Origin of the sequence: Bacillus pinisoli (assembly GCF_023036475.1) — a bacterium.
GTDB lineage: Bacteria > Bacillota > Bacilli > Bacillales > SA4 > Bacillus_BS > Bacillus_BS pinisoli.
Genome location: NZ_JAJQKI010000001.1, coordinates 367,011 through 384,621 on the forward strand (window position 1 = coordinate 367,011; position 17,611 = coordinate 384,621).

Here is a 17,611-nt window from a genome sequence, read left to right on the forward strand (position 1 = left end):
ACGCTTTATCTAGGATAAAATTCTTTTCAAGTTTTCTGCTGCCAGTTTAGGGTTTTCTTGCTGGCTAATAGCCGATATAACCGCAATCCCATCTGCCCCTGCTTGTATAACAGCGTCAGCATTTGCTTCATGGATCCCACCAATTCCTACCATTGGAATGGAGAGTTGAGCATCCCTTAAGCTTTTAATGAGTGCAGGACCTACGACGTTTCTTGTATCCAGCTTTGTTTTAGTTGGGTACATGGGACCGACACCGATATAATCTGCGCCTGATTCAATGGCTTGTCTTGCTTCTTCTAAGTTATGACAGGAAACACCGATCATCATGTTACCCATTTTTGCTCTAACAGCGTCAATTGCTTCATCTTCCTGACCGATATGTACTCCATCTGCCCCAACAGCAACTGCTAGCTCGATATCATCATTCACAATAAAGGGTACATGATATTGTTGGCAAACAGTTTGTAACTTCTTTGCAAGTTTAACTTTTGCCTCTCCTACAAGCGATCCTTCACCTTTTTCTCTAAATTGAAAACATGTTACACCACCAAGGATGGCTTGTTCCAGTACATAAACTGGGTCTACACTACAATTATTGCTTCCCATCACAAAATAAAGTTGAAGTGATTCTCTCAGGTTCATCACAGGGACACTCCTTCAAGTCGATGTGCCCAGTGATTAGTTGGTCCATGACCACTCCCTATTTTCAAGTCATGTTGAATGGCTAACTGAATATAGTTTTTGGCATCCTGTACTGCTGCAAATACGCTTTTTCCTTTAGCAAGATTAGCTGTAATTGCAGCTGAGAATGTACAACCTGTACCATGCGTGTTTTTTGTTTGTAAACGAGGTGTACTTAACAGTTCGAAATTTGTGCCATCATAATACAGGTCAACAGCCATTTCCTCAAGTCCATGTCCACCCTTTATGATGACATGTTCTGCTCCTAAATCTTTAAGCCATTTCGCAGCTTCTTTACGGTCTTCAATCGTTTTAATGTTCTTTCCCGTTAGAACCTCAGCCTCTGGTATATTCGGTGTAATAATCGTTGCTAAGGGGATTAAATGATTTTTGACGGCCTCGACAGCTTCTTCTTGTAAAAGTTGTGCTCCACCTTTAGCTACCATAACAGGATCAACAACCAGATTTCTGAAACTGTACATACGAATTGCTTCTGATACTGCTTCTATGAGCTCACTACTGAATAGCATTCCCGTTTTTAAAGCATCCGGTGTCAAATCGTCCGCAATTGATTTTAGCTGACTCGTGATGGTTTCAACCGGTATGGGAAATACATCTTGAACACCAAGCGTATTTTGTGAAGTAATCGCCGTAATGGCGGTCATACCAAACACTTGTAGCTCTTGAAAAGTTTTAATATCTGCTTGTATTCCAGCTCCTCCACCACTATCAGAACCTGCGATGGTTAATGCTTTATATGTCCCCATTTGTTCACCTCTACCCTAAATAACGATGATAAATACCTTTTGCTTCTGCTATATCTTTTGTTCCGTGTATCAACACACGACCATCTTGAAAAATAACAAGTCGATGCTTTCCCGTATCAAATGAAAGTAAAAAAGGATTTCTTTCCACTTTTCCACCTGTGGCCTTCAATTGTTTTTCTATTGAAACCAGATCTCGAGCTGTTCCCTCTTGTGGCCTGATTTGGACCGTATCTCTTCCACATAACACAGCTGTCTTCACCTGATTTTCATAAGCGAGAAATGGATAAGTGGGATGCTCGCCACAAGACAAACAACCTGGGCGTTTTAATTTTCCAACAGAGATAGAAGTTGATTGGTTCGTCCATAAATCAAACGTGACAAGCTTTTTGCGAAGATGTTCAAAATCCTCTACTAGTATCTTTAACACTTCTGATGTTTGATAAGCTACGACCATTCCAACTGCTGGACTGATAATCCCTACTGTATCACATGTCATTCCACCCAGCGGTACTCGTTCTAATAAACAATGGAGACATGGAGTATCACCAGGTAAGATCGTGTAGCTAATCCCGTAACTCCCGACACAAGCACCATAAATCCAAGGAATTTTATACTTCTGAGACAGATCGTTCACGATTAACCTTGTATCAAAATTATCAGTAGCATCAACAATGACACTGACGTCTTGGACAAGTCGTTCAAGCTCTTGGACATTGGCATCTGCAACGATCTCCTCTACTTCGACTTCACTGTTTATATCTGTTAAACGTTGTTTAGCTGCCACAGCCTTCGGAAGTCTTTGCTCCGCATCTTTTTCGGTATAAAGCTGTTGACGTTGCAAGTTACTCCAATCAACATAGTCACGATCGACTAGTGTCACTTTTCCAACACCTGCTCTCACCAAAGCCTCAGCATTTGCACTTCCCAATGCGCCGGCACCTATTATTAAAACGTTTTTAGCATTTATTTTCTTTTGACCTTCGACTCCTATTGGAGAAAAAAGCTCTTGTCTTGAATATCGTTCACTCAAACAGTACTCAACCCTTCCATTGGGCTACTCGCTGTTGCATACCTTTTCTTAGGAATCCTTCCCGCTTCAAAGCCTAGTCTTCCAGCTTCAATGCCTAACTTCATTGCCTGTGCCATCTTGACAGGGTCCTGTGCAGCAGAAACGGCCGTGTTTAAAAGTACACCGTCAGCTCCAAGCTCCATTGCCAGTGCCGCATCAGCTGGAGAGCCGATACCTGCATCAACAATTACCGGAACCGTTGCTTGCTCAATGATAAGGCTAATATTTAACGGATTTATGATTCCCTGACCTGACCCAATTGGGGATGCTCCAGGCATAACAGCATGAACGCCCATTTCTTGTAGTCTCTTTGCTAAAATAACATCATCAGAGATATATGGTAGCACAATAAAGCCTTCTTCTAAAAGCATTTCAGATGCCTTTAGTGTTTCGATTGGATCTGGTAGTAACGTTGTAAAATCGCCGATCACTTCAACCTTAATCATGTCACAAAGTCCTGACGCCTTTGCAAGCTTTGCAATCCGAACCGCTTCTTCTGCAGTTTTTGCTCCAGCCGTATTAGGTAGAAGTGTGAATTTCTTTGTATCAAGTTTTTCTAAAAAGTTCGGTTGGTTCGGTTCATAAATATTCATTCGTCTAACAGCAAACGTTAAAATCTCTGCTTCTGAAACATCCACTGCTTCTTTTTGTATATCATAATTAGGATACTTCCCTGTACCTAATAATAAACGTGATTGAAAAGAATATGGTCCAATTTTTAACATATCATCCGCCTCCTACAAAATGTACAATCTCGATACGGTCGCCGTCTGCTAGCATGACTTTCGCGTGTGTTGTTTTTTCTAATATATTTTGGTTGTGTTCTACAATGACTACTTTCTCATGAAGCTGAAAATGCTTCAGTAGATCCCCCACATTTTTCACTTCAGTTGAAACAACAACTTCTTCTCCGTTAATTTGAAGCTTCATATAGTCCCCTCCTTGTTTGTAGATCCAGTGAAAAAGCCTGCATAGCAAAAGGCAATTCCTTTTGTTCAATCATGTCTGCTATCACTTCACCTGTAATTGGGCTTAACAATACTCCATTTCGGTAATGTCCCGTTGCCACAAACAGACCCGAAATAGTAGGATGTACGCCTAAATATGGCAGTCCATCTGTGGTTTGCGGCCGTATGCCAGCCCAAGCTCTTTCCCACTCTGCTTCCTTCAAAGCTGGGAGTATGGAAATAGCACGTTCTAATAACCAAGAAACACCATCTGCTGTTACTTTTTCATCAAAGGTATGAGGCACCATGGTGGCCCCAACTAAAATGCGCCCTTCTCGTTTCGGAACGATATAACAATCCTCTGCAAAGATTGTTTTTGTGATAAGAGGTAAAGCGGTTATGACTGAAAAACATTCGCCTTTAACTGGATACATGCCCAAATTGACATCTAGCTGTTTTAGGAGAAACGTCGACCAGGCTCCCCCAGCGATGACAACATTCTCACTATAGAATTCTCCTTGTAAAGCCTGAACCCCACGCACTCTCCCCTCCTCTATTAGGAGACCATGAACATCTGTAAACTCTAAATAATCTCCACCTAATGCAGAGGCACCTCGTGCGAAGCCACTTGCTAGTTTAAAGGCTGATACCTGTCCATCCCGGGGAGCGTACATTCCACCTATTACTTTTTCTGATAAGTTTGGTTCTACTTGTTGAATGTCTTCCCTAGTTAGCCATACCGCTTCTTCGCCAAGACTCCTTTGGAAATCGATGACTTCCTTTAATTCTTGAACTTTATCATTCGTATACGCAGTAGTGAGCATCCCTTTTTGGATGAGTTCAATATCAACACCTGTTCGTTCCATCAGCTCTTCATTTAGTGATGGAAACATATTTCTACTTTTCCTTGCTAAATCAAAAAGGGGGCCTGCTTCCGTTACCTCGGCTTGAGCAGCCAGCATTCCTGCTGCAGCACTAGATGCTTTACGATTGATTTCACCCTTTTCGATGACTAAAACGGACTGACCTCTTTTTAAAAGGGAATAGGCAATGGAATTCCCGATAATTCCGCCGCCTACTACGATTGTGTCATAATGCTTTTTCACGCTGTTCCTCCTTCCACTTCTGAATGATTTCATGATAAAGGCTGGCAGCACTAATTGGATCTTCTTGACCTAGAATTCCTGAAATGACAGCAACACCTGATGCTCCATGCTCTAAGACTGCTCTCGTATTCTCTGGCGTAATACCACCAATTGCGATAATTGGAATAGACGAACGATTACATACTTCTTTTAGCTGATGACAACCCCTTGGCTCTAATCCTGGTTTAGAGTTAGTCGAGAAAATATGCCCATACATAGCAAAGCTTGCTCCACCACTTTCTACTTGTAGCGCTTCTTCCCATGAATGAATGGAGCAGCCTACTTGCAATTGATGAAAATGATCTTTTACTACTTTAAGCGGAAGACTATGATAAGCCAGCTGAACTCCCGCTACACCAAGCGAAAGTGCTACATCCAGCCGATCATTCACAAATATCTTCTGTGCAGATATTCCCAAATCAAGTAAAAGTTGAATACCTTCGTAAAGCTCTATTGCCGTTTTTTGCTTTTCACGTATTTGGAAAATGTCCACATACGGATCTACTTGTTTAGCAATTTGAGAAAATTCTCTAAGTGTCATATTTCCGTTTGATACTAGATGTAAACCCAACTGCTAGGACTCCTTTTTAACGATAGTTTTTGAGAGTGGCTATGTTAAAGAGTAATGTTGATTTTTAGCACAGTTGATTGAAGGAAGGACGCGTGACTCCTGCGGGAGAGCAGGTCGAGGGAGTCCTGTCACGAAAATCAACACAACGTTTAACACAGTCTAAATGTTAATAACGAACATCCTGAATTGAGAAATAAGGATAATTAATGCCAATCATGTACGAGAGGATCACCAAAACAATAAAGAGAGTAACAAAGTAGAAATCTCGTGTTGAGAAGCCTACTTGATAGTAAAACGTACGTGATCCATTAGATTGAAATCCTTTTGCCTCCATTGCTACACCAATCCGGTGAGCTCTTCTAATGCTTTGTGAGAGCATAGGGATACAATACGCCTTTAATTTTGCAGGAATGGAAGCTAATCCTTTTTTACGATTAATACCTCTTACCTTTAATGCCTGGTGAATGACTTTAAATTCTTCAAACATGATTGGTATTAACCTGTAGCCCGCTAAAAAGCTATACGCATATTTAGGCTTTAATTTGGCTTGTTGCATCAGTGAATAGAACAAGAGAACTGGTTTTGTCGTTAAGGTAAACAATAAACCTAAGAATGCAAACACTAATGCTCGAAACCCAATATGAATCCCTCTAAAAAAACTCTCTTCTGTGATATGAATCAAGCCCCATTTAAACCAGGTCGTATCTCCTTTACCAAAAAAGATCATCGACGAGGCTGTGGACATAAACACAATAAGAAATGGCAGGAGAAAGAGAGCTACTTTCTTTAAAGGAAACCCATTAAAAAGAAAGAATACTAAACAAATTAGTAAAGTTAAGTTTAATAGAATATTAATGTTATGAATGGTAAGAACTTGTATAAATAATAATACGATTCCCATTAATTTTAATGTCGGATTTATTGAATACAACCATGTTTCTTTCATCTCTTCACCCATTTATACATGTATTGCGATTGATTCTTCGGATTTGTTTATCTGGATATCCTCTATCAATCTACCTTGTGAGATTACCCATTTCCTTGTGGCAAATTGCTCTACAATCTTTTCATCATGAGTAATCATGAGAATAGTGGCTCCTTTTTGCCTACTTCTCTCCAAATGTTCAAGAAGAGCAAACGTATTTTTACTGTCTTGGCCAAAGGTTGGTTCATCTAACAGGAGCAATTGTTGATCTTGCATGATCGTAGATGCCACACTAAGCCTTCGTTTTTGTCCCATTGACAGCTGATAGGGGTGTTTATCTCTATGCTCCTTAAGAGAAAATCTCTCAAGCATCTCTTCTACCTTAGCTTGCACATGTTTCTCCTCTGCCTCAAATAGGCGAAGTGAATGGGCGAGCTCGTCATAGACTGAATTGGTCACAAATTGAAATTCAGGATTTTGAAAGACATATGCTAATTCGGTAAATAGCTCTCTTTTCTTTGTTACTTCTGTCCCAAATAGATGATAGTCACCTTTTGTTTCTAATAATTGCATGAACCCTTGAAGCAAACTACTTTTCCCCGCCCCATTCTCACCAGTAATCGCAATCCATTCATGAGCAAACACATCAGCAGTTGGTAGATGAACAATTACTTCCTTCTTACGGTTCACTTCAAATTCTCTTACCGTGAGTATTGGAGAATGATTTTCCTGTTGGGAATAAGAACGTTGGTGTTGGTTCATATATTCATCCCATACCCCTGGATACCAGATACCGTGCTCTCTTAGCAATGGAAGGTGAGTGTTTACTATCTCATCCTTATGCCCATCTGCCAGGATTTCTCCAGTTGGGCTAAAGACTATTACTCTGTCAACTAGGTCCATTACATGTTCAATCTTATGTTCCACAATAATAAGTGTCTGATTATCCATTAAATTCTCAATTGTATTCCATACATCCTTTGTTCCCTCTGGATCTAACATGGCTGTAGGTTCATCAAGAAATAGCACATCTGGTTCAAGTGCAAGGATAGAAGCTATCGCCAGTCTTTGCTTTTGACCTCCTGATAGGGTTTGGATACTTGTGTGTAAATCGGGAAGTTGTAGACCTACCAAGTCCAGATATTCTCTTATTCGCTCTTTCATCTGCTCTCTTGGAACGTGCAGATTTTCTAACACAAATGCGATTTCTTCATCAACATATGGCATGCAAAATTGACTGTCAGGATCTTGAAACACATACCCAGATGAAATAGGTAGTTCTAATTTTTCAGCCTTCATTGGAACCTCAATGGATCTCGGAATAATTCCTGCTACTACTTGTAACAATGTGGATTTTCCACACCCAGACGGGCCAAGGAGGAGAACTTTCTCCCCCTTGTTGATCGTTACACATAAATCCTTAAACAGAAGTTCCTTTTCTTTAGGAAATTTCAAACGTAGATTCTCAACCACTATTGAAGGGTTCATGCTTCACACATCCCTTATTGATTTAATGCATCGTAGTCAGATTGGTTGGCTGATCGAACCAAGCTTGTTACCCCTGTTTTCTCAAGTGCTTTTACTAAGAAGTAGGCAAACACTCCAGTGAATAATATAGCTCCTATCATTCTAAACCCGATTAACATGCTTAAATTCCACAGTGCTAAATCTGAGATGTACCCTTTGTAAAAGTCCATAATAAATGAACCGACCGTAGAGCCAATCGCCGCTAAAATCACAACAAATAGGTCAAAGCGCTTATATAAGAATAAAAGGAATACTAATTCTGCTCCAAGTCCTTGGAATACCCCATAAATTAATACTTCGAGCCCATATTCAGACCCCATTAAAAATTCACCAGATGCCGCTGCCACTTCTGCTAGTAATGCTACTCCAGGCTTACGGATGATAAGGAAGGCAACTGTTGCTGCAATAAACCACATCCCATAAAGCAACTGATCCACATGTAAACCTAATGGTCCCGCTAAAGCGTATAGTGGACCCCATAATTTATAAACCACACCAAATACAATTGCAATTACGACTGTTATTAAAATATCTGTTAATTTTAAACCTTTTGACATTGTTTTCTCTCCCTTTTTACTTTCACGTTATGGTTATACAGTCGTTGCTTCTGTCACTGGCCACTCTTCTTGCTTATAAGCCATTTCCCAGAATGCAAGCTCATATTGACTACTAATGATAAAATTTTCTCTCATTCTTTCAAGATCAGCTTCAGACGCTTTTGCTGCAATTTCATCTAATCTATTAATCTGTTCTTCTACTAGCTCTCTAAACCAGTCTCCACCATAAGTCGCAATCCAATCTTGATAAATAGGCTCAACTGGAGTTGATCCTTGAAGCTTTTCCCCAATTTCGTAATATAACCAGTAACAAGGAAGTAAGGCAGATAGGATTTCTCCTAAATTCCCGTATCCCGCTCGGTACATATGCGAGGTATAGGCATAAGCAGTAGGGGCCGGTTTAAAGTTTTGCTTTTCCTCTTCGGTAATTCCCATTCGCATGGAAAAATTCCGATGTAGCTCTAGCTCTGCTTCGTATGTTCCTTGAGCATGAGCGGCAAATCTGGCTGTTGTATGTAAATCAGTTGCTTTTGCTCCTCCTAGTGCCTGAACTTTTGAAAAATGAGTTAAATAATAAGAATCTTGCAGAACATAAAATCGAAAACATTCTAACGGTAACGTTCCATCTGCAATCCCTTTCACAAATGGGTGTTGAAAACTGGCCTCCCAAATCGCATCTGCATCTTTTCTTAATTGTTCCGAAAATTTCATGGTTTCCCTCCATTTTTTACGGAATCATCCACTAGGTCAGAGCTTCAGTTAAAAAGCGGAAGCGGCCATTCAGCCCTGACAAGTAAATGTTCTGAAGAGAAGGAAATGGCGATCTTCCATTTTATTCTCTTCAGTTTAATTAACTCGAAGGGCTGGGTGCTGGAGTTGGATTATGATGCAAATGCCTAGCTATAAACTAGACCATTATGCAAAAAAACCACTTTTCAAAAAGAAAAGTGGTTTATCGTCAGAAGTAATTAGATTCCAACCTCCACTTCCCTACGCTGGTATAAGCCAGATCAGGTTCAAAGGGTCTTAAAGCCACACTTTAATCTCAGCCTTGTAAAGGCTCCCCCAGTGAAATCATTCGTTATTGTATTTTCGTTTTCATCATAACATCTTACGAATTTTTGTCAATAATTAAATCCTATGAACTATTCCACTACGACTGCTGTTCCATACGCAATTAATTCGGCAGCATTTTGCATAACTGCTGAGGTTTCAAGACGCATACCAATTATTGCATTGGCTCCTTTTTGCTCAGCATCCTTTACCATTCTGCCAATTGCCATTTGACGAGCTTCCTCCATCATCTCCGTGTATTCCTTAATTTCACCACCAACAATAGTTTTAAGCCCTGCGAGTAAATCTTTTCCAATATGCTTAGATTGAACAGTGCTTCCCTTCACAAATCCTATGTATTCTTTTACTTCCTTACCTGGTACAAAATCAGTAGTCGCGATAATCATTTTCTTCTTCCTCCTTTTTTTCTTTTAAACGTTCCTTTACAAGTAGTATTAACAAGAGTATTAATGAAGCAGCATTTAAACTAAAACAAATAATAGCAATGGCAAACTGATGTTGAATAATAAACAAAAAACCAGCTAACTGGGTCACAATTAATAAAAAGATTAAAAAATATTTCATCCTTACCACTCCCTATACAAGTATACGACTAAAATTTGGAAAGGTGGCATCGTTTGGAAATTTTTTTTAGGAATCCAATGGCCTAGCTAGGCATTTTTAAAGCATTAACTTCTTTTTAGAGAGTGATCTTCATTATTTAAGCTATTTTTTATTCTAGATAGGGCTATTTTCTTGAACTGAATACTGGAATTGCACAGTAGTGCCGAGCAATTGCACAGTAAAGTTGATTAATTGCATACAAACCCATGAAAATCGCACAAAACCCACTTTCGCCGCAACAAAAAAAAACACCTATCCAAAAGGATAGGCGTTTTATCTATTAATGTCCCGAAGCCTTCGCTCCTGGCTTATTATGAACAGCTAACTTCTCCACTAAAGAAGAGCTTGGTTCATTTAGACCCATGATCGTTACGATTTTTTCATTCTCTCGATACTTTATGACAATTTTGTCAATCGCAGCAACAGCTGAATCGTCCCAAACATGAGCTTGAGAGAAGTCAATTTCAATCTTATGTTGTTCGTCTTTGAAATTAAAGAACGTGAGGAGGTCTGTTACAGAGGCAAAGAAAACTTGCCCTCTTACTCTATAAATCTTCTTATTAAGTGCGTGATCTACTGTACTTGAGACTTGAACTTTTGAAATCTTCGCGACGAAGAAGATTGCACTTAGTAAAATACCGGCGAACACACCTTTTGATAAGTCATGTGTGAAAACGACGGTTACAACTGTGACCACCATAACAATCGTATCGGTTAACGGCACTTTTCTCATACTCATTAAAGAAGACCAGTCAAACGTACCGATTGACACCATAATCATAACACCGACTAAAGCTGCCATTGGAATTTGAATAACGATATTTCCTAACACTAAGATCAAGAACATCAAGAATACACCAGCAACTAAGGCTGATAATCTTCCGCGTGCACCTGATTTTACGTTAATGACGGACTGTCCGATCATTGCACAACCAGCCATACCACCGAAAAATCCAGCTACAATATTCGCAATTCCCTGTCCACGGCTCTCCATATTTTTATCACTTGTCGTATCTGTCATATCATCTACAATCGTTGCCGTTAGTAATGATTCAAGCAAACCGACCATAGCTAACGCAAGTGAATACGGGAAAATAATGCTTAATGTCTCTAACGTGAATGGAATATTAGGCATTGCAAACAATGGTAAAGCTTGTGTTAGTTCACCCATATCGCCAACTGTTCGAACGCCACTTCCTGTGTAAATGGCAATAATGGTAATCACGACAATGGCTACTAGTGGTGAAGGAACGACCCTTGTAAATCTAGGTAAAATATAGATGATTGCTAGAGCTCCAGCAACCATAGCATACATGACGATGCCTTCGCCTACGAAATGCGGAAGCTGTGCTGCAAAAATGAGAATCGCTAATGCATTTACAAATCCGACCATTACAGAACGAGGAATAAATTTCATAAATCTGGCAAGCTTAAGCACACCGAAGATTATTTGAAGTACTCCTGTTAAAATGGTAGCAGCTAGTAAATACTCAAGGCCATGATCGCGAACGAGTGTGGTCATGACAAGTGCCATAGCTCCCGTAGCTGCTGAAATCATCGCAGGTCTTCCTCCTACAAACGCGATCACTACAGCTATACAGAACGATGCATACAGACCTACCATTGGGTCTACTCCTGCAATGATGGAAAAAGCAATCGCTTCTGGAATTAAAGCAAGAGCTACAACGATTCCTGCTAAAATGTCACCACGTACATTTCCAAACCATTCCGTTTTTAATTGTTGTATATTCAAGATTGCACCTCTTTCAATTTCCTTTTTATTGACTTTCAACTCTCATGAAAGTCAGGGGCCGTTTGCAACATGAAAATAGTAACATAAGCAACCTATAATTAAAATCCTTATGTAAGCGCATACCGTTGTAAGTAAACTTCAATTTCCTCCACTATTCTCTGTTTTCCTCTGTCTCTCATAAAAATGAACCTCTAAAAAAAGAAAAAATATTCTAACAGACGCAAAAAATTTGCAAGCTAGCCGTATATGTAGCATCGGACGCTTGCAAAAAAGAAGTGCCAGTAGCACTCCTTCAACTAGTATTTATACTGTTATGAAGCTTGGACAATATCCACAATATAGGTAGACCATTCAACTGCTTTTGCATAGCAGTTCATGCTTTCTTCTTCTGAAATACCAAGCTTTTGGCTCAATGTTGAGAATGTGTCCCACTCTCCATTTTCAAGGGACTTCATTAACTCCAACGTATCTCCGTACACATTATTAGACCCAAGTAATGCATCTTTAATATCCTGTGAAAAAGGTAACACTTTTACGGCATCTTCCATCGGACGATGAAGAATTGTGTCTATTAAAGAAAACATACCTAATAAGAAAAATTCCGATTGATCCTTCCTAAGATGGAAAGATAGTAACTCTCCCATTTTAGCTCTTGATAGACAAAGCTCAATTGCTTGGAAAGAGACATCCTTCCCCATACTAGATAAAGAAATAATAGAGGTCCATTTGCGCACTTCTTTTAGTCCTAACAAGACAATTGCTTGTTTAAGAGACGTAATCTTCGTTCTTAATTGGAACCCTGCTGAGTTAATTAATTTCAGGAGTTTATAAGATAGTGATAGGTCTCTTTCTATTAATCTAGTTATGGCATCTATATCTGGTGTATCTTTACTGATTTCTTGGATAATCTCCAGATACACGTGAGAATAGGACGGAATATCTGTTGCTTTTATGACTGTAGGCTTACTGAAAAAGTATCCCTGAAAATAGTCATACCCTAATTTTACAGCTAGTTCAAATTCTTGTCTGGTCTCTACCTTTTCAGCAAGTAGTTTGATGTTAAACGTTCTAGCGATATTGATAAGTTTATAATGCTGCTCTGCCGATGCTCGGGGAAATTCAACCTTAATAATATCTGCAAGCTTTACTAGTTCCATGTATCGATCATCATATATAAAATCATCTAGCGCAATTGTATATCCTAGCTCTTTAAGCTTTTGGATTGCTTTTATAATTTCGGGTGTTGGTTGTATCGTTTCTAGTATTTCCACTACAACATACTCAGCAGGAAAATAGGCTGGGAATTCTTGAAGCAGAAGATTTTCAGTGAAGTTAATAAAACATTTCTTCTTATTCGCTATATTGTCTACACCAATTGATATAAAACTGTTCACTAATACATCAATCGTTGCCTTATCACCATCTAAATGGTTAAAGAAGTCTGCTTGACCATTTCTATATAGTAATTCATAACCTATTAACTGTTCGCTAACGTCAAGGATTGGCTGCCTCGCCACAAATACTTCCATCATTTATTGCTCCCCCTAGATGGCTCATTATCTATTATATTCTAGCATTTATTAGCAATAAATCCATCACTATTTTTAGTAATAATGGCCTATCTTACACTACTTTAGTATTATTGGAAGATTTAGTCTTTTCTTACTTTATACACCATGGCTAGCATCGTAAATGAAATGAAAATCATGACCACTACCCATAACCATGCTAAACGTAAATTACCAGTGTCCATAGCGATATAAATAGCCGTAGGAATCGTCTGGGTTTTACCGGGAATATTACCCGCCACCATTAATGTAGCACCGAACTCTCCTAGTGCACGAGCAAAGCTTAAAATAGCACCTGATACCACTGCTCTTTTCGCAAGCGGAAGGGTAATTCTCACAAATAGCGTTCGTTCTGATGCTCCGTCTACACGTGCAGCATCTTCAATTCCTTTATCCACTTCTTCAAATCCTGTTTTAGCTGCCTGGTACATTAACGGGAATGCTACCACAGTCGATGCAATGACTGCAGCCCACCAGGTGAAAACGAGAGGTTGATCAAATAGCCATTCCATCCATATACCAACAGGGCTACTGGCTCCTAATAGAAGTAATAGAATGAACCCTACTACAGATGGTGGTAAAACGAGAGGTAAAAGTAAAATTGTTTCAACGATCATTTTGCCTTTAAATTTTTTCCGGGCCATTAGCTTACCCACACTTATTCCAACAAAAAAGACAATTATGCTTGAAAGCAAGGCCACTTGTATTGACAGCTTTATTGGCTCAAAAAACTCTAATGTCATTCTATCATTCAATCCTTCAGTGTTTTTATTTCTGTAACCATTATTGTAACTGTAGTAAAGGTATTTTACTATGAAATTACTTATAAGTACTTTTTAGGTAAATTCTGATAAAAATTGTCGGATGAGACAAAATAGAAGTAGATCATTCTTTACGAGTGGAAGGGAGAAAATGATGGAGACAAAAGAAGAGCTTCAAGAAGCACTTTCTACCATTTTGAAATGGGAAGAAGAGCAAAAGGGATTATGGTTATGGGATCGAATTGGGAGACTGCCTTTTAAACTACTTGATAAAATGACACCAATCTTTATACAAAAGAAAATAAGTTTGCTATTGGATGAGCTAGGCCAATACATTCAGACAGGTGGTCAGTACCTGGTGAATGAACATCAGATATTTAAAAAATATACAAATGGCACTCCAGCTTATTTTCCAACTAGTATTCATGAAATTTCAAACCTCCCTCTCCTATCTATGAACAAGGTAAGTGAGGAGATTACTCAAAATCGTCAAACTTTAGCAACTGTTCAAGGTGCCACAACAGGCTTTGGCGGAATCTTCACTCTTGCTGTGGATATTCCTGTACTACTGGGCTTATCTTTGAAAACACTTCAGGAGATTGCCATCTCCTATGGATATGATCCTAAAGATAAGATAGAAAGAATTTTCATCGTGAAGTGTTTACAGTTTTCATCTGCAGATATAGTTGGAAAACAAGCCATACTTGAGGAACTAAGCGACTATTATCACAGAGATCTCCATCATCAAGAAATGGTATCACAGCTTCAAGGTTGGCGTGAGGTCATCTATACATATCGTGATCAATTTGGCTGGAAAAAGCTATTTCAATTAGTCCCTGTTGCCGGAATGATTTTCGGAGCATTTATCAACCGTTCCATGATACAGGATATTAGTGAAATAGGCCGTATGCTTTACCAAAAGAGGAGAATCACTGAGAGATTGCAGGTACAACCGGGATGAGTATTGGATATTCACAAAAGCTGCCTGAATGGCGGCTTTTCTAGTTATCCTGCATCCCTCTTTTATTAGTGGTTTCCGGACGTTACCTTTAACCCAATCATTCCAGATAAGATCAGGACAAGGAAAAAGATTCTTAAAAGTTGCTTAGGTTCATTAAATAGAATCATGCCGACGATTACCGCTCCAACCGCTCCGATTCCTGTCCAAATTGCATATGCCGTACCTAATGGCAATGTTTTTAGCGAAAGAGATAAAAAATAAAAACTAATGATCATCCCCACAACTGTAATTACAGTTGGAACTAATTTTGTAAATCCTTGCGAAAATTTTAATCCTATTGCCCAAACTACTTCTGAAATACCGGCAATTAGTAAATAAATCCATGCCATCTCCTACCAACTCCTTACTTTCTTATCATGCACACTTAAAGAAGAAACTTTCCTAAGAAAAAGAAAAGCCCGGGAGTATCCTTTTGGCAACTCCCGGGCTTTTATCCCTCCGTGTACATGAGTATTCTCATGCGTTTTCTCTCGGACCTGCCAGTTAAACTGCGGAACCCTAGAAAACCTTTTAGTCACTTGCAATTTATCATAAACTGAACTTGGCCGTCAAAGAACACGCACCATTTTACCTTTATCATAAGTACTTAACAGAGCCTTAGAAGTAGTTGTCTGAAAAGAAACAAAGTTTTAGAAAAGAACCTAATACATTGACGATTAAAACTAGATATTGTAAATTTAAAGTAACTAACATGAAAGGGAGGTACGCTCATTGGGAAGTTTTATAGATTAGAAGAATTCTATATTCGTGTCAAATCAGGGACTCCCAATTAGATTCAGGGTATTTTCTTATACAGTAGTAACACCACTAACACCCCACAATAAATCTCCCATTTGGACCTCTGATTTTACACACTCAACTATTCTTTTTCCGTTGTAGAATAATTCAAGCCTTAACAAAGTAAATATTAATAATAGTCTAAAAATCAGGAGGTGTAATCTTTATCAGTTTTCACTGATAAAGAGACTGCTTGGAAATATTTAATTTAATGATGGTGGCCTTACTAATTGCGTTAACGGGATTCTTTGTTGCTTCAGAGTTTGCAATCATTAGAATTCGTAGTACAAGAATTGACCAGCTTGTTTCAGAAGGAAACAAAAATGCATTAGCCGCCAAGAAAGTAATCACTAATCTTGATGAGTATTTATCTGCTTGTCAGCTTGGTATTACCGTCACCGCTTTAGGACTAGGATGGCTTGGAGAGGAAACTGTGGCGCATCTATTAGGCCCAGTATTTGCTTTACTTGACATTCCAAGTTCAATGTCAGCTATTCTTTCCGTAGCAATAGCTTTTACGCTTATCACTTTTTTACACGTTGTCGTTGGAGAATTAGCACCTAAAACCGTTGCGATCCAAAAGGCAGAAACAGTTTCATTACTTTTTGCAAAGCCATTAATTTTTTTCTATAAGCTTATGTACCCGTTTATCAAAACTTTAAACGGATCTGCACGCTTAATTACAGGAATGTTTGGTTTAAAACCTGCTTCTGAACATGAAATGGCCCACTCTGAAGAAGAACTTCGGATGATTCTTTCAGAAAGTTTAAAGAGCGGCGAAATTAATCAGTCCGAATATAAATATATGAACAATATCTTTCTCTTTGATAATCGTATAGCAAAAGAGGTTATGGTGCCTCGTACCGAAATCATAGGTTTTGAAAAAGATATGTCAATTGAAGAATGTATCCAAATTGCATCAATTGAAAATTATACGAGATATCCTATTTACGAAGGCGATAAGGACCATATTATTGGTATGGTCAATATGAAAGAAATATTAACGGAATATATTAAAGGTGAACGTAAAAAGTCTATTATTTCTCAATATATGAGACCTGTGATTCAAGTCATTGAGACGATTTCTTTACATGAACTGCTTGTTAAGATGCAAAAGGAACGAGTTCATATGGCTATCTTGATTGATGAATATGGCGGCACAGATGGACTTGTGACAGTAGAAGATATTATTGAAGAAATTGTGGGTGAAATTCGTGATGAATTCGACCATGATGAAGCGCCAGACATTCGAAAGATTGATCAAAATAAAACCATCATTGATGGTAGAGTCTTAGTTGAAGAGGTTAATACTCTCTTTGGACTTGAGATTGATGATACGGATGTTGATACGATAGGTGGATGGATTTTAACAGAGAAGATGGATGCTAAAATGGGTGACATCCTTCATGTCAATAACTTTGAATTCCACATCTTAGAGATGGAAGGCTTCCATATTAAGAAGATCAAAGTGGAAAGAAGCTTGCTTCAACAATCACCAGCATAAAGAGGGGATCTCCCCTCTTTTTTATTTTGTAGAGGGTTTGGTCGATATTCTCAGCTGTTTCGTTGATATAGTAAGAGTTTTGAGCGATAAAATTTAGTTTTCGCCAATATACAGCTCAGTTTAGCCTATATATTTTTTTTATCGCCAATAACAGTTTAGGCCAAATTATAGCCAGCCATTGGTGGTCGATAAACTTAACTTTTCGCCATTATCCAAGCCCAAGTGGTCAATATATTTATAAATTCGCCATAACTAAGCCTCGTCTGGACACTATACTCACTCCAATTTTTGTCTAATTGCCCTCAAGTCCACACTCATATTCTTTCTCTAAATTTGCTGTATACTCCGCTACACTATATAA

Annotated in this window: 19 protein-coding genes and 2 riboswitches; of the genes, 2 read left to right on the plus strand and 17 right to left on the minus strand. The window is 38.8% G+C overall.

From position 1 onward, the window contains the following. Positions 1 to 9 precede the first annotated feature (9 nt). The 16 genes from thiE to modB all read right to left on the minus strand — a co-directional run bounded on the left by thiE (position 10) and on the right by modB (position 13,930). A complete protein-coding gene (thiE, locus tag LT143_RS01915; RefSeq protein ID WP_246938928.1) occupies positions 10 to 642 on the minus strand; it encodes a thiamine phosphate synthase in 633 nt (210 codons plus the stop codon). After that, positions 642 to 1,448 carry a bifunctional hydroxymethylpyrimidine kinase/phosphomethylpyrimidine kinase gene (gene thiD, locus LT143_RS01920; RefSeq protein ID WP_246938931.1) on the minus strand — a complete coding sequence of 269 codons (807 nt, stop codon included), beginning with the start codon at positions 1,446 to 1,448 and terminating at the stop codon, positions 642 to 644. The genes thiE and thiD overlap by 1 nt, the downstream gene beginning before the upstream one ends. A 10-nt stretch (positions 1,449 to 1,458) precedes the next feature. Further along, positions 1,459 to 2,478 carry a thiazole biosynthesis adenylyltransferase ThiF gene (locus LT143_RS01925; RefSeq protein ID WP_246938933.1) on the minus strand — a complete coding sequence of 340 codons (1,020 nt, stop codon included), beginning with the start codon at positions 2,476 to 2,478 and terminating at the stop codon, positions 1,459 to 1,461. After that, entirely contained in the window at positions 2,475 to 3,242 is a 768-nt protein-coding gene (locus LT143_RS01930; protein WP_246938935.1) for a thiazole synthase, read from the minus strand. Before LT143_RS01930 ends, LT143_RS01925 begins: the two co-directional genes overlap by 4 nt. A gap of 1 nt (position 3,243) precedes the next feature. Beyond that, positions 3,244 to 3,447 (minus strand): sulfur carrier protein ThiS, encoded by a 204-nt coding sequence (gene thiS / locus LT143_RS01935; RefSeq protein ID WP_246938937.1) that lies wholly within the window; start codon positions 3,445 to 3,447, stop codon positions 3,244 to 3,246. Next, positions 3,431 to 4,570 carry a glycine oxidase ThiO gene (gene thiO / locus LT143_RS01940; protein ID WP_246938939.1) on the minus strand — a complete coding sequence of 380 codons (1,140 nt, stop codon included), beginning with the start codon at positions 4,568 to 4,570 and terminating at the stop codon, positions 3,431 to 3,433. Before thiO ends, thiS begins: the two co-directional genes overlap by 17 nt. Beyond that, positions 4,554 to 5,180, minus strand: coding sequence for a thiazole tautomerase TenI (tenI, locus tag LT143_RS01945; RefSeq protein WP_246938941.1), 627 nt, complete (start codon positions 5,178 to 5,180; stop codon positions 4,554 to 4,556). Before tenI ends, thiO begins: the two co-directional genes overlap by 17 nt. A gap of 166 nt (positions 5,181 to 5,346) precedes the next feature. After that, positions 5,347 to 6,126, minus strand: coding sequence for an energy-coupling factor transporter transmembrane component T family protein (locus LT143_RS01950; protein ID WP_418909787.1), 780 nt, complete (start codon positions 6,124 to 6,126; stop codon positions 5,347 to 5,349). Positions 6,127 to 6,138: 12 nt separating this feature from the next. Continuing rightward, the gene (locus tag LT143_RS01955) at positions 6,139 to 7,593 is read right to left on the minus strand and encodes an ABC transporter ATP-binding protein (RefSeq protein ID WP_246938945.1); all 1,455 of its coding nucleotides are present in this window, start codon (positions 7,591 to 7,593) and stop codon (positions 6,139 to 6,141) included. A gap of 14 nt (positions 7,594 to 7,607) precedes the next feature. Then, on the minus strand, positions 7,608 to 8,189 hold the full coding sequence (locus tag LT143_RS01960) for an ECF transporter S component (RefSeq protein ID WP_246938947.1): 582 nt from the start codon (positions 8,187 to 8,189) through the stop codon (positions 7,608 to 7,610). A gap of 33 nt (positions 8,190 to 8,222) precedes the next feature. Continuing rightward, positions 8,223 to 8,900 (minus strand): thiaminase II, encoded by a 678-nt coding sequence (tenA, locus tag LT143_RS01965; RefSeq protein WP_246938949.1) that lies wholly within the window; start codon positions 8,898 to 8,900, stop codon positions 8,223 to 8,225. Positions 8,901 to 9,159: 259 nt separating this feature from the next. Further along, a riboswitch (TPP riboswitch) is annotated at positions 9,160 to 9,266 on the minus strand. A gap of 68 nt (positions 9,267 to 9,334) precedes the next feature. Then, entirely contained in the window at positions 9,335 to 9,649 is a 315-nt protein-coding gene (locus LT143_RS01970) for a YbjQ family protein (protein WP_246938951.1), read from the minus strand. Further along, on the minus strand, positions 9,630 to 9,827 hold the full coding sequence (locus LT143_RS01975; RefSeq protein WP_246938953.1) for a hypothetical protein: 198 nt from the start codon (positions 9,825 to 9,827) through the stop codon (positions 9,630 to 9,632). Before LT143_RS01975 ends, LT143_RS01970 begins: the two co-directional genes overlap by 20 nt. 319 nt (positions 9,828 to 10,146) lie before the next feature. Continuing rightward, the gene (locus LT143_RS01980) at positions 10,147 to 11,619 is read right to left on the minus strand and encodes a SulP family inorganic anion transporter (protein ID WP_246938955.1); all 1,473 of its coding nucleotides are present in this window, start codon (positions 11,617 to 11,619) and stop codon (positions 10,147 to 10,149) included. Between the two features lie 311 nt (positions 11,620 to 11,930). Then, the gene (locus LT143_RS01985) at positions 11,931 to 13,151 is read right to left on the minus strand and encodes an EAL and HDOD domain-containing protein (protein ID WP_246938957.1); all 1,221 of its coding nucleotides are present in this window, start codon (positions 13,149 to 13,151) and stop codon (positions 11,931 to 11,933) included. A 119-nt stretch (positions 13,152 to 13,270) separates the two neighbouring features. Continuing rightward, positions 13,271 to 13,930 carry a molybdate ABC transporter permease subunit gene (modB, locus tag LT143_RS01990; protein WP_246938959.1) on the minus strand — a complete coding sequence of 220 codons (660 nt, stop codon included), beginning with the start codon at positions 13,928 to 13,930 and terminating at the stop codon, positions 13,271 to 13,273. A gap of 172 nt (positions 13,931 to 14,102) precedes the next feature. Between modB and LT143_RS01995 the strand changes: the two genes are divergently transcribed. Then, positions 14,103 to 14,909: an EcsC family protein gene (locus LT143_RS01995; RefSeq protein WP_246938961.1), complete on the plus strand. Its 807-nt coding sequence runs from the start codon at positions 14,103 to 14,105 to the stop codon at positions 14,907 to 14,909. A gap of 65 nt (positions 14,910 to 14,974) precedes the next feature. On the opposite strand, the gene sugE is transcribed toward LT143_RS01995, so the two are convergent. Continuing rightward, positions 14,975 to 15,298, minus strand: a complete 324-nt coding sequence (gene sugE / locus LT143_RS02000) for a quaternary ammonium compound efflux SMR transporter SugE (protein WP_246938963.1) — start codon at positions 15,296 to 15,298, stop codon at positions 14,975 to 14,977. Positions 15,299 to 15,386: 88 nt separating this feature from the next. Further along, positions 15,387 to 15,482: riboswitch (guanidine-I (ykkC/yxkD leader) on the minus strand. 478 nt (positions 15,483 to 15,960) lie between these two features. Between sugE and LT143_RS02005 the strand changes: the two genes are divergently transcribed. After that, complete coding sequence (locus LT143_RS02005) at positions 15,961 to 17,250, plus strand: hemolysin family protein (protein ID WP_246939155.1); 1,290 nt, start codon at positions 15,961 to 15,963, stop codon at positions 17,248 to 17,250. Positions 17,251 to 17,611: the final 361 nt, after the last annotated feature.

What these genes read in the sequence shown, in the direction of transcription:
- LT143_RS01930 (WP_246938935.1), bottom strand. Translation starts at nt 3,242, where the DNA reads ATGTTAAAAATTGGACCATATTCTTTTCAATCACGTTTATTATTAGGT.
- LT143_RS01955 (WP_246938945.1), bottom strand. Translation starts at nt 7,593, where the DNA reads ATGAACCCTTCAATAGTGGTTGAGAATCTACGTTTGAAATTTCCTAAA.
- thiE (WP_246938928.1), bottom strand. Translation starts at nt 642, where the DNA reads ATGAACCTGAGAGAATCACTTCAACTTTATTTTGTGATGGGAAGCAAT.
- LT143_RS01970 (WP_246938951.1), bottom strand. Translation starts at nt 9,649, where the DNA reads ATGATTATCGCGACTACTGATTTTGTACCAGGTAAGGAAGTAAAAGAA.
- LT143_RS01960 (WP_246938947.1), bottom strand. Translation starts at nt 8,189, where the DNA reads ATGTCAAAAGGTTTAAAATTAACAGATATTTTAATAACAGTCGTAATT.
- thiS (WP_246938937.1), bottom strand. Translation starts at nt 3,447, where the DNA reads ATGAAGCTTCAAATTAACGGAGAAGAAGTTGTTGTTTCAACTGAAGTG.
- LT143_RS01975 (WP_246938953.1), bottom strand. Translation starts at nt 9,827, where the DNA reads ATGAAATATTTTTTAATCTTTTTATTAATTGTGACCCAGTTAGCTGGT.
- LT143_RS01950 (WP_418909787.1), bottom strand. Translation starts at nt 6,126, where the DNA reads ATGAAAGAAACATGGTTGTATTCAATAAATCCGACATTAAAATTAATG.
- thiD (WP_246938931.1), bottom strand. Translation starts at nt 1,448, where the DNA reads ATGGGGACATATAAAGCATTAACCATCGCAGGTTCTGATAGTGGTGGA.
- LT143_RS02005 (WP_246939155.1), top strand. Translation starts at nt 15,961, where the DNA reads ATGGTGGCCTTACTAATTGCGTTAACGGGATTCTTTGTTGCTTCAGAG.
- sugE (WP_246938963.1), bottom strand. Translation starts at nt 15,298, where the DNA reads ATGGCATGGATTTATTTACTAATTGCCGGTATTTCAGAAGTAGTTTGG.
- LT143_RS01995 (WP_246938961.1), top strand. Translation starts at nt 14,103, where the DNA reads ATGGAGACAAAAGAAGAGCTTCAAGAAGCACTTTCTACCATTTTGAAA.
- tenA (WP_246938949.1), bottom strand. Translation starts at nt 8,900, where the DNA reads ATGAAATTTTCGGAACAATTAAGAAAAGATGCAGATGCGATTTGGGAG.
- modB (WP_246938959.1), bottom strand. Translation starts at nt 13,930, where the DNA reads ATGACATTAGAGTTTTTTGAGCCAATAAAGCTGTCAATACAAGTGGCC.
- LT143_RS01985 (WP_246938957.1), bottom strand. Translation starts at nt 13,151, where the DNA reads ATGATGGAAGTATTTGTGGCGAGGCAGCCAATCCTTGACGTTAGCGAA.